General features: G+C 67.1%; 1 protein-coding gene. It reads left to right on the top strand.

Translation table 11 applies throughout. From position 1 onward, the window contains the following. Positions 1 to 1,094: urea ABC transporter permease subunit UrtB (urtB, locus tag PFH44_RS27860; protein WP_283826878.1), on the top strand; the 1,094-nt coding region annotated here is incomplete at both ends.

A 1,094-nucleotide genomic window follows, 5' to 3' on the forward strand; every position in this document is an offset into this window, starting at 1 on the left:
GGCCCCCCCAAACCGGTACGGCTCACCAACCGCCTGCGCAACCTGGCCGCCGGCGCGCTGGCCACGCACCTGCTGGTGAGTGACAGTGTCACCGAAAGGGCGGCGGCGGTGAAGATCCTCCAGCGGGAAGCCACCCCCGAAATGAGCGGCCTGCTGCAGCAGCGGCTGGCGGCAGAAACGGATGACGGAGTCAAAACGCAGCTGGAGATGGCGCTGGCTCGCCTTCAGCTGAGCAGCCCTGCCAGAGAGCAGCGGCTGGCGGCGGTTGAGCGGCTGGGCCACTCCTCCGACCCCGAAACGCAGGCGCTGCTGATGCCCTTTACCGACGCGCAGCATGAGCCTGACGCCGGCGTACGCAGCGCGGCGGCCGACAGCCTGCGCCAGATTAAGCAGCGGCTGCTACTGGGGGAAATTCTCGGCCAGGCCTTTATGGGGCTGTCGCTCGGTTCGGTGCTGCTGCTGGCGGCGCTGGGGCTGGCCATCACCTACGGGCTGCTGGGGGTCATCAATATGGCCCACGGCGAAATGCTGATGATCGGCGCCTACAGCTGCTGGCTGGTGCAGCAGGCGCTGTCCCAGTTCGCCCCGCAGTGGCTGGCGCTCTATCCGCTGATTGCGCTGCCGGTGGCCTTTCTGGTCACCGCCGGGATCGGCATGGCGCTGGAGCGTACCATTATTCGTCATCTCTACGGGCGCCCGCTGGAAACGCTGCTGGCGACCTGGGGGATCAGCCTGATGCTCATTCAGCTGACGCGGATGCTGTTTGGCGCGCAAAACGTCGAGGTGGCGAACCCGGCGTGGCTCTCCGGCGGCATGCAGGTGCTGCCCAACCTGATCCTGCCGTGGAACCGGCTGGCGGTGCTTGGCTTTGTGATCCTCGTTCTGTTCTTTACCTGGCTGATTCTGAATAAAACCCGTCTGGGCATGAACGTGCGGGCGGTGACGCAGAACCGGGCCATGGCCGCCTGCTGCGGCGTGCCGACCGGGCGGGTCGATATGCTGGCGTTTGGCCTCGGCTCCGGGATCGCGGGCCTGGGCGGCGTCGCGCTGTCGCAGCTCGGCAACGTCGGTCCGGAGCTCGGCCAGGGCTACAT

Origin of the sequence: Klebsiella sp. Ech2A, assembly GCF_030078455.1 — a bacterium.
Taxonomy (GTDB): Bacteria; Pseudomonadota; Gammaproteobacteria; order Enterobacterales; family Enterobacteriaceae; genus Klebsiella; species Klebsiella terrigena.